The following is a 9,637-nucleotide window of genomic DNA, read 5'->3' on the forward strand; positions in this document are numbered from 1 at the left end:
GGACGATTCGATGGCCGGTAGCCTCAACAAAGTCATGCTGATCGGAAATCTGGGCGCAGACCCGGAAATCCGCAGCTTCCAGAACGGCGGCAAAGTTTGCAATCTGCGGCTCGCCACCACCGAAGCGTGGAAGGATCGCAATACGGGCGAACGCCAGGAACGGACCGAATGGCACACCGTGGCGATTTTCTCCGAAGGTCTGGTGAGCGTTGCTGAACGCTTCCTGCGCAAGGGGAGTAAGGTCTATGTCGAAGGCCAACTGCAGACCCGCAAGTGGCAGGACCAGTCGGGCAATGATCGCTATTCGACCGAGGTGGTGCTGCGCGGTTTCAACGGTACTCTGACCATGCTCGATGGTGCATCGGGCGGCGGTGGCGGTGGTGGCGGCGGCCAGCGCGGCGGGAGCGGAGGCGGCTCCTACGGCGGCGGTTCCTCGGGCGGCGACAGCGGCGGTGGCTGGAACCAGGGTGGCGGCGGCTCGTCGGGCGGTGGGTCGAATTACGACGATCTCGATGACGATATCCCGTTTTGATCGTGAGCGCTGAATGGCGCGCAAACTTTTAATCTATCTTGCATTAGCGGCGGCCTTTTTCCTTCTCGGGTGGAAGGCCGCCTGGTTCATGGCGCAGGACAGCTGCCTCGATGCTGGCGGCCGATGGGGCGGCTCGGAATGCGAGGGCATCGCACCGACCGGCTAGTGCAGATCAGTCCTTCTTCAGCGCCGCCAGCGCCTCGGCCAGCGGACCGCTCGGGGCCTTGTCTTCGTCGCTGACGATCCCGGCCGTCTCCCGCGCTTCGTCGGCACCAGGTCCTTCGCGATAGGGGTCGATTGCAAGCGCCAGCGTTTGCGCGATCGCTTCGCCGAGATCGAAAGTCTCGCCCTCGTACTCGATCTCGTCGAGGTCCTCGCTGTCGAGCTCTATTTCCTCGTCGGGCGCATGGGCGGGCAGCGAACCGGCGGGGACGAAACGCAGGACGAGCGGTTCCTCGACATCGTATGTCAGCTCCACGCCCGTAATGGCACAGGGCTGCTGGATCGTTGCCAGTAGCTTGCCATTGACGAGCACGGCCTCTTCATCGGTGGCAAATTCGATATGCGCGGCGAGGGCGGGGACGGCGGTAACGCTGAACCGCTTTGCCAGCGCCTCGCGCTCGGTAGTGTCGGCAGTGATCGTCATTGCTTCCGCGGGCAGGGCGCGCGGCTTCACCAGTCGGCTGAGTTCAGTCGCGCTCATGCCGCAATCTCGCCCGCGCGCAGTTGGTCGATGCTCGTCCGCTCCAATCGCGCATGCAGCGCCGCCATGCGCTGGACCAGCGCCTCGGCCTCGTCGGGCTGGGCCATGGTGACATTGCGACGCACCGCCTCGACCAGCACCTTCGGATTGGTGCGCAAGCCTTCGCGATAGGCGCCGATGCGCCCGTTCAGGCTTTCCATCAGCGCATTGATCTTCTTGCCCACGGTGGGATCGCCGATGCCGGCTTCGCGCATCTGGCCTTCCATGTCCTCGACGAACAGTTCGGTCAGCCGCGCGGTGCTGGCCTCCATGCCGCCTTCGTTTTCCAGCCGCAGCATGACCAGTGTCAACACCAGCGTAATCATGTCGTAACGCCCCTCGATGCTGTCGGCGACGCCGCACATGCGGTACCAATCGGGATCGCGGCCTTCGGCCACGGTGCGGTGCCACAAGGCGCGCCATTCTTCGCGCGGGTCTGATCGGTTGCCGAAAAGGCGGGACAGAAAGGACACGAAAATTCTCCGTTCAGCGGCAATACAGGCCGCGATCCCCAAGCGTCCCCCATTGCCGAGTTGCATGGGCAGACGCTTTCGGATTAAGGCGTTGCCCGAGCATATAGGCAGGGGGTCGCCCGCGGCCAAGCGCCTGCCGACAGACGGAGATTTGCTGTTCCCATGAACAGGTCGAAAATTCTGGGTTTTGCCGCCATCGGCGCGGCGGCCATCGCAGCAAGCGGCTGTACCGCGATCCGCGAACCGCGCGGATACATCATCGATGCAACATTGCTGCAGACGGTCCAGCCCGGGATCGATAACCAGCGCAGTGTCGAGGGCACGCTGGGCCGCCCGACTTTCGAAAGCCAATACGGCCAGCCGACTTGGTATTATGTGTCGAGCACCACCGGGCGCAAACCTTTCGTTCGCCCGCGCATCCGGGAACATTCGGTGCTGGCGGTGAAATTCGACGAGGCTGGCAATGTCGTGTCGGCGGAACAGACGGGTATCGACAAGGTCGTCTACCTGAGCCCAGATGGCGATGAAACGCCCACACTCGGTCGGGAGCGGACGTTTCTCGAGGATCTGTTCGGCAATATCGGCGCAGTCGGTGCGCCGGGCGCCGCAGGGCCGGGACAGTAAGCGCCCGACACGCACGGCTTGACCCCCGCCTCACGCGCCCCATATCGCGCGGCATGAGTTCACAAGACGATCGCCACGGGCTGACCCAGTGGCATTCCACGACCATCATCGGCGTCAAGCGCGGCGATACCACCGTCATTGCGGGGGACGGACAGGTCTCCATGGGCAATACGGTGATGAAACCCAATGCCCGCAAGGTTCGCCGGATCGGGGAAGGCGGCAAGGTCGTCGCCGGGTTCGCCGGGGCTACCGCCGATGCCTTCACCCTGTTCGAGCGGCTCGAAAAGAAGCTCGAACAGCACAATGGCCAGTTGCTGCGTGCCGCGGTCGAACTGACCAAGGACTGGCGCATGGACAAATACCTGCGCAATCTCGAAGCGCTGATGATCGTCGCGGACGTGGAGAACCTCCTCGTCTTGACCGGCAATGGCGACGTGCTGGAACCGGAAGGCGGGATCGCTGCCATCGGCTCGGGCGGCAATTACGCGCTCTCGGCCGCCAAGGCGCTGGTCGACTACGAAGACGATGCCGAAACCATCGCGCGCAAGGCCATGGCCGTTGCTGCCGACCTCTGCGTCTTCACCAATGGCAACGTGACCGTGGAGGTCGTCTGACCCTTGCCCGTTCGTGTCGAGCGTAGTCGAGACACGCTCGCACTAACGGTTTTCGACTTCGCTCGAACCGAACGGATTTTTTAGAATTTATGACCGACAATCTCACCCCGAAAGCCATCGTCGCCGCGCTCGACGAACACATCATCGGCCAGAAGGATGCCAAGCGCGCTGTCGCCGTGGCGCTGCGCAATCGCTGGCGCCGCCAGCGGCTCGGCCCCGAACTGCGCGACGAGGTGACGCCCAAGAACATCCTGATGATCGGCCCCACCGGCTGCGGCAAGACGGAGATCAGTCGCCGCCTGGCAAGGCTGGCGGAGGCCCCCTTCATCAAGATCGAGGCGACCAAGTTCACCGAAGTCGGCTATGTCGGCCGCGATGTCGACCAGATCGCCCGCGATCTGGCGGAAGAGGCGATCCGCTTGGAAAAGGAACGCCGCCGCGAGGCGGTACGCGAGGCTGCCAGCGAGGCGGCGATGGAACGCCTGCTCACTGCGCTTGTCGGGGACAATGCCAGCGAGGCGACGCGCGAGGCCTTCCGCCAGCGCATCGTCGAAAACGCGATGAACGACACCGAGGTCGAGATCGACGTGCGCGAACAGCCCGGTCAGCAGATGGACATCCCGGGCATGCCCGGCGGTGTCGGAATGATCGACCTCAGCGATATGCTCGGCAAGGCGATGGGCAAGAGCCCGATGAAGCGCCGCAAGCTGAAGGTCCCCGATGCGTGGGACCGGCTCGTCGACGAAGAGGCCGAAAAGCGGATGGACCAGGACGACGTCAATCGCGTTGCGCTCGAGAATGCCGAGACCAACGGGATCGTCTTCCTTGACGAGATCGACAAGATCGCGGTTTCCGATGTCCGCGGGGGGAGCGTCAGTCGCGAGGGCGTGCAGCGCGACCTGCTGCCGCTGATCGAGGGCACTACCGTTGCCACCAAATACGGCCCGATGAAGACCGATCACGTGCTGTTCATTGCGTCCGGCGCATTCCACGTCGCCAAGCCGTCCGACATGCTGCCCGAATTGCAGGGCCGCCTGCCGATTCGCGTCGAGCTGCGCGCTCTGACCGAAGAGGATTTCGTGCGTATCCTGAAGGAAACGCGCGCCAATCTCGTCGAGCAATACACAGCGCTGATCGGCACCGAGGACGTGACGCTGGACTTCACCGAGGATGCGATCGCCGAGGTCGCCAAGCTGGCAGCGCGCGTCAACGAAACGGTCGAGAACATCGGTGCCCGCCGCTTGCAGACCGTGATGGAACGCCTGCTCGAAGACATCAGCTTCGAGGCCGAGGAACATACCGGCGAGACGATCACTATCGACGCAGATTATGTGCGCGAACGGCTGGAGACGCTCGTCGGCGACGCCGACCTGAGCAAGTATATTCTCTGATGACCGGCCCGATGCGCAATGGCCGGGCGATGATCGCGAAGATGAACCCGCGGCTCGACCAGCGGCGCTGGCGCTTTGTATCGGTTACGCCCGAGCGCGCTCCGGAACTGCTCGGTGCGGCGACCGCCACGTTTCGCGAGGATGAGGGCGTGTCCGCGATCGTTCCGGTCGAACTGGCGGATGAACTAGGGATCGAAGGACCCGACTTCGCGCACATCACGCTGATGGTGCATTCGGATCTCGAAGGCGTCGGGCTCACCGCCGCAGTCGCGAGCGCACTCGCCGATGCCGGGATCGCCTGCAACATGGTCGCGGCTTACCACCACGACCATGCCTTCGTGCCTGCTGCCCGTGGCGAGGAGGCAATGGATGTGTTGCACGCACTGGCCGCGGGATCGAAGTGACGGGGTTGGGGCCGCGTTCCAAACCAAAAGCCGCCATTGCCGAATGGCGGTTAGCGACGACATTGCGGACATCACAGCGGCCAACTCACTGCCGCCTCGAAAAACGCTTTGACGCTACCTTGATAGCCAGCACGACTGCGCTGGCCGCGGTCGTGAACCATGTGGCAATTTCGAGGTAGAAAGCACCTTTGTCATAATCTGACGACGACAGGTCAGGCTGATGCGGTAATATGTGACCACTATAGGCCCAGGCCACGATTAATGCGCTCGTGCCTAGGAGGAATAAGGCGGTCGACAGCAAGGTCAGAGTTTCACCAATCCTCATCGGCAAAGCGTAGACGCTAAGCTGCTGCGGTCAATGTTCGCTGACCACCCCTAGGCGGACAGTCAGCTCAAGGATGCGGGGCCAACCCGCTTTCCACACCCGTCTTGTCGGTCAGGGCGAACTTGTCGACCAGATCGGCACTGGCGCGATTGAGGCCGACCACCTTCACGCTGCGGCCGTGGCGGCGCATGCGTTCGACCACCTTGTCGAGCGCGCCGATGGCCGAGATGTCCCAGAAATGCGCCTTGGACACGTCGATCACCACATGATCGGCGGGGTCGGGCATGGCGCCTTCCGGGCCGAGAGCGGCTTCGAAGCGTTCGACGCTGGCATAGAAGATCTGGCCCTTGGCACGGTAGACGGCCTTGTCGCCGTGGCGTTCGCGCACGACCTCGAACATGGTCATCACCTTGTGGGTGAAGAACACGCCCGACAGGATCACCCCAGCCAGTACGCCGAGCGCCAGATTGTGGGTGGCAACCACAACCACGACAGTCGTGACCATCACCACGGAAGACTGCCACGGGTGCTTCGAGAGGTTGGGAATCGAATTCCACGAGAAGGTGCCGATCGACACCATAATCATGATCGCCACCAACGCGGGCATCGGTACCTGGCCGACCAGATCGCCGAGCAGCGCCAGCAGGATCAGCAGAGAAAGACCCGCGGTGAAGGTCGACAGGCGTCCGCGCCCGCCACTGGTCACATTGATGACAGACTGGCCGATCATCGCGCAGCCGCCCATGCCGCCGAACATGGCCGCGACGATGTTGGCCACGCCCTGGCCGCCGCTTTCGCGGCGCTTGTTGCTGCCGGTATGCGTCATGTCGTCGATGATCTGCGCGGTGAGCAGGCTTTCGAGCAGGCCCACGGCGGCCATGGTCGCCGAATAGGGGGCGATGATCGCCAGCGTTTCCCAGGTAAGCGGAACATCGGGCAGGGCGAAATATGGCAGGCCTTCGGGCAGTTCGCCCATGTCGGACACGGTGTTCACCGGCGCATCGATCCAGATGGTCAGCGCGGTCAGCATGATGATCGCGATCAGCGGGCTGGGCACTGCGGTGGTCAGCTTGGGGATCAGGTAGATCATCGCCAACGCGGCGGCGACCATGGCATAGGTCATCCAGCCGATGCCGTCGGCGGTCGGGTCGAGCTGCGGCAACTGCGCCATGAAGATGAGAATCGCGAGCGCATTGACGAAGCCGGTGATGACGCTGCGTGAGACGAACTGCATCAGCAGGTCGAGCCGCAACAGTGCGGCCAAGCCCTGAAACACGCCCATCAGGATGGTCGCGGCGAAAAGGTATTCGACCCCGTGGTCGCGCACCAGTGGAACGACGACCACGGCCACCGCGGCAGTCGCTGCCGAGATCATGCCCGGTCGTCCGCCGGTAAAGGCGATGACCATGGCTATCGCGACGGAGGCGTAGAGGCCCACACGCGGATCGACGCCCGCGATGATCGAAAAGCCGATGGCCTCCGGGATCAGGGCAAGCGCGACAACAAGGCCGGCCAGCACATCGGCACGGATGTTGGAGAACCAGTCGCGGCGAATCGCGGCGAGGTCGAGCATGGGGTTTGTCCTGTCTGATCCGGGAAGGCGCGCATGAGAAGGCGCAAGAATTCATCCGCTCTATGAACGATGTTGCATTGCAGCACAAGACCGGGTCGGCAGGCGCGCGCGCGGGAAGCCCGTTGCTAGTCTACGGGTTCGGGCCGTGCGCCTTTCTCTGCCTGCTGTCTGGCCCACATCTCGGCATAGAGCCCGCGCGCCGCGAGCAGCTCGCGATGCGTGCCGCTTTCCGCAAGACGCCCCTGATCGAGCACGAGGATACGGTCGGCATCGGCAATGGTCGACAGGCGATGCGCGATGGCCAGCGTGGTGCGGTCCTTCGATACACGCCGCAGGGTCGCGAGGATTTCCTGCTCGGTCCGACTGTCCAGCGCGCTGGTTGCTTCATCGAGCAGCAGGATCGGCGGATCCTTCACCAGCGTGCGCGCAATGGCAACGCGCTGTTTCTCGCCGCCGGATAGTTTCAGCCCTCGCTCGCCGACCTCGGTATCGAACCCTTCGGGCAGGCGCTCGATCAGGGGCAGGATCGCTGCCGCGCGCGCTGCCTGCATCACCCGTTCGGCACCCGCGTCGTCACGACCATAGGCGATGTTGTAACCGATCGTGTCGTTGAACAACACGCTGTCCTGCGGAACGATGCCGACCGCTTGTCTCAGGCTTGCCTGCGTGACCTGCGAAATGTCCTGTCCGTCGATCAGGATGCAGCCGCTCCAGGGATCGTAGAACCGGAACAGCAGCCGCCCGATTGTGCTCTTGCCGGCGCCCGATGGACCAACGATGGCCACATGACTGCCAGCAGGCACCTCGAAGCTGACCCCGTGCAGGATCGTGCGTCCATCTTCATATCCGAACACCACCTGATCGAACACGACGGTGGGCTGCCGCACCACCAGGCCGGGGGCACCGGGTGCGTCCCGCACTTCGGGCTCCGTATCGATCAGGCGGAACATTTCAGCCATGTCGATCAGCCCTTGTCGAACGGTGCGGTAGACCATGCCGAGCATATCGAGCGGACGGAAAAGCTGGAGGAGATAGGTGTTCACCAGCACAAGGTCGCCTGTGGTCAGCACGCCCTTGCTCCATTGCCAGACGGTAAACCCCATCGCGCCGCCCATCAGCAGGTTCATGATGACTGCCTGGCTGATATTCAGCAGGCCGAGCGAGTTTTCCGACCGAACCGCGGCCTCGGCAAAGGCCCGCGCAGATTCTGCATAGCGCTCGCGCTCGCGAGCCTCGGCTCCGAAATATTTGACTGTCTCGTAGTTGAGCAGGCTGTCGACCGATCGGGCAAGTGCCGTACCGTCGAGCTCGTTCATCTGGCGCCGCAATTCGTTGCGCCATTCGGTGATCTTGCGCGTTACATAGATATAGAGCGTCACAGCCAAGGCAGTCGCCGCCACAAGCTGCCAACCGAAATTGAGGTAGAAAATGATGCCGACTGCCGTCAGCTCCAGTGCGGTCGGCGCGATGTTGAACAGCAGGAAATAGAGCATGATGTCGATGCTCTTGGTGCCGCGATCGATCGTCTTCGTGACCTCGCCGGTCCGGCGCGACAGGTGGAAACGCAAGGATAGCTGGTGGAGCCGCGAAAAGGTGTCTTCGGCGAGTTGGCGCGTGGCATCCTGGCCAACCCGTTCGAAGGTCATGTTGCGCAGGTTGTCGAACACCACAGCGGTAAGGCGCCCCGCCGCATAGGCAATGACCAGTGCAAGCGCCGCCATGGCCGCTTCGTTTGTCGGCGTGGTCATCGAATCGACCGCACCTTTATAAGCGAAAGGCAGCGCCAGCATCGTAGCTTTGGCCAGCAGTACGAACAGCATGGCGCCCACGATTCGACGGCGCAAATTCGGATTGTTCGCAGGCCACAGATAGGGAAGGAAGCGCCGGACGGTGGCCCAGCCTTCCGGATCGTTGTGCTGGGCGGAGTCGGGAGCGTCGGGCGGCATCGCCCGACTATGTGGGGAGACCATGGCTGTGCGGCAAGGTCGGGCGCCTCTGCGCACGAGTGGGGCCATACCCGGCGGGAGAAAGCTCGAGAAGGCCGGTCTTGGAACCTATGACGATCTTGCGATCCGCCATCCACCGGGCTGGCGAGGGCGGTTAAAGGCATCACCGCCATGGGCGGCGATCGAATACCGATCTTGTCAGGGTAGCGGGGTGGGGGCGACCGCGGCACGCGGACTGCGCAGCATCCGCAGGCTGTCCTTCACGATGTCCGGCCACAGGACGAATAGCGTCGCGGCATAGACTGCCGCGCCCGAGATGGCGAGAATGGCGAGAACCGCCGCAGCGTGAAGGTCGCTCGGCAGAATGCTGCGGAGGCCCAACACGCTGGCGGCCATGATCGCGCAGCCGACCGTCGAGGGCACGGCCGTGGCGAAAAACCGTGCCGCGCCGAATTTCATGCGCGGCAGGATGAGGGCAAGAGTGACCAGCAATAGCGTGGGGGCGGCGAACCACCACGCTTTGACCAGTCCCGGGGCGCCGTACCGGATGCCAATGAGGAATGCGCTCGCGAAGATCGCCGCGCCGACAATGTTCGTCGCCAGATAAATGCGTTCTTTTCCGATGGCCGTCACGGTGGGCGAGCAGATGATCTGCACTGCCATCAACGGCATCACAATGGCGAGCCCGGATACATAGGGAGCCATGGCTACCCACTTTTCTCCAAACACGACCAGAATCGCTTCGGGTGCGGTCAGCGCCAGGCCGATATAGATCGGGCTGACCACCAATAGCACGCTCCGTACCGTCCGCTCGAAATAGGGCGCCAGGCTGCGGCCGGCCTTGTGCAATTCGGCATAGGCGGGAAAGGCCACGTCGTTGAGCGGGGGGATGAACCGCCCCGTTACGATCAGCGTCAGAAACAGGGCTTCGGAATAGAGCCCGAGCTCGTATGTGCTGAGCACGCGGCCCGCGATAAAGATGTCGCTCTGGCTCTGGATGATCCAGAAGAACT

At 63.2% G+C, this 9,637-nt stretch carries 10 protein-coding genes (1 of these 10 running past the window's edge); 5 read left to right on the forward strand and 5 right to left on the reverse strand.

Annotation, left to right across the window (positions count from 1 at the left end; translation table 11 throughout):
* Nucleotides 1-10 precede the first annotated feature (10 nt).
* Nucleotides 11-532 carry a single-stranded DNA-binding protein gene (gene ssb, locus MUY37_RS04275; RefSeq protein ID WP_499194161.1) on the forward strand — a complete coding sequence of 174 codons (522 nt, stop codon included), beginning with the start codon at nt 11-13 and terminating at the stop codon, nt 530-532.
* 172 nt (nt 533-704) lie between these two features.
* On the opposite strand, the gene MUY37_RS04280 is transcribed toward ssb, so the two are convergent.
* Both MUY37_RS04280 and MUY37_RS04285 read right to left on the reverse strand, forming a co-directional pair.
* Nucleotides 705-1,235, reverse strand: a complete 531-nt coding sequence (locus MUY37_RS04280) for a YceD family protein (RefSeq protein WP_499194162.1) — start codon at nt 1,233-1,235, stop codon at nt 705-707.
* Entirely contained in the window at nt 1,232-1,747 is a 516-nt protein-coding gene (locus tag MUY37_RS04285; protein WP_499194163.1) for a ubiquinol-cytochrome C chaperone family protein, read from the reverse strand. The genes MUY37_RS04280 and MUY37_RS04285 overlap by 4 nt, the downstream gene beginning before the upstream one ends.
* Nucleotides 1,748-1,909: 162 nt before the next feature.
* Here MUY37_RS04285 and MUY37_RS04290 point away from each other — a divergent pair, with 162 nt between their 5' ends.
* From MUY37_RS04290 to MUY37_RS04305, 4 genes are all read left to right on the forward strand, one after another.
* The gene (locus tag MUY37_RS04290) at nt 1,910-2,371 is read left to right on the forward strand and encodes an outer membrane protein assembly factor BamE (protein WP_499194164.1); all 462 of its coding nucleotides are present in this window, start codon (nt 1,910-1,912) and stop codon (nt 2,369-2,371) included.
* Between the two features lie 53 nt (nt 2,372-2,424).
* On the forward strand, nt 2,425-2,985 hold the full coding sequence (hslV, locus tag MUY37_RS04295; RefSeq protein WP_499194165.1) for an ATP-dependent protease subunit HslV: 561 nt from the start codon (nt 2,425-2,427) through the stop codon (nt 2,983-2,985).
* Between the two features lie 89 nt (nt 2,986-3,074).
* Nucleotides 3,075-4,376: an ATP-dependent protease ATPase subunit HslU gene (gene hslU, locus MUY37_RS04300; RefSeq protein WP_499194166.1), complete on the forward strand. Its 1,302-nt coding sequence runs from the start codon at nt 3,075-3,077 to the stop codon at nt 4,374-4,376.
* Nucleotides 4,376-4,780: an ACT domain-containing protein gene (locus tag MUY37_RS04305; protein ID WP_499194167.1), complete on the forward strand. Its 405-nt coding sequence runs from the start codon at nt 4,376-4,378 to the stop codon at nt 4,778-4,780. Before hslU ends, MUY37_RS04305 begins: the two co-directional genes overlap by 1 nt.
* A gap of 392 nt (nt 4,781-5,172) precedes the next feature.
* On the opposite strand, the gene MUY37_RS04310 is transcribed toward MUY37_RS04305, so the two are convergent.
* From MUY37_RS04310 to MUY37_RS04320, 3 genes are all read right to left on the reverse strand, one after another.
* The gene (locus MUY37_RS04310; RefSeq protein ID WP_499194168.1) at nt 5,173-6,678 is read right to left on the reverse strand and encodes a SulP family inorganic anion transporter; all 1,506 of its coding nucleotides are present in this window, start codon (nt 6,676-6,678) and stop codon (nt 5,173-5,175) included.
* A gap of 125 nt (nt 6,679-6,803) precedes the next feature.
* On the reverse strand, nt 6,804-8,624 hold the full coding sequence (locus MUY37_RS04315) for an ABCB family ABC transporter ATP-binding protein/permease (RefSeq protein WP_499194169.1): 1,821 nt from the start codon (nt 8,622-8,624) through the stop codon (nt 6,804-6,806).
* 198 nt (nt 8,625-8,822) lie between these two features.
* Nucleotides 8,823-9,637 carry the 3' portion of a lipopolysaccharide biosynthesis protein gene (locus MUY37_RS04320; protein WP_499194170.1) on the reverse strand. It continues 688 nt past the right edge of the window, so 815 of the gene's 1,503 nt are visible here — the last part of the coding sequence; its start codon lies off the right edge, out of view; it ends in the stop codon at nt 8,823-8,825.

Source organism: Qipengyuania sp. ABI-127-1 (assembly GCA_022953095.1).
GTDB lineage: Bacteria > Pseudomonadota > Alphaproteobacteria > Sphingomonadales > Sphingomonadaceae > Qipengyuania.